We start from the raw sequence: 245 nt of genomic DNA, 5'->3' as shown, positions 1-245 counted from the left end.
ACCACCAGTATCATCGGCACCTCGATCAGCACACCAACCAACGTGGCCAGCGCAGCGTCAGATTTGAAACTGAACAGGCTGATGGCCGCCGCGACCGCCAGTTCGAAGAAATTGGAGGCGCTGATCAATGAGGAGGGGCATGCGACGTTGTGTTTCTCTCCGGCTAGGCGCGCGGCATGGCGACCAACGAAACACATGCCTATCCAGTTGGTGACATAAACCGACCTCGCAGACGGGCCGTCTGG

The 245-nt window shown here is 58.8% G+C and carries 1 pseudogene; it reads right to left on the bottom strand.

The features are described from left to right. A pseudogene (locus tag SB765_RS32720) lies at positions 1-170 on the bottom strand (arsenical-resistance protein); the annotation flags it as partial. Positions 171-245: the final 75 nt, after the last annotated feature.

Origin of the sequence: Pseudomonas sp. SIMBA_067, assembly GCF_046534675.1 — a bacterium.
Lineage (GTDB): Bacteria > Pseudomonadota > Gammaproteobacteria > Pseudomonadales > Pseudomonadaceae > Aquipseudomonas > Aquipseudomonas putida.
This window is presented reverse-complemented; position numbering and strand designations above follow the sequence as displayed.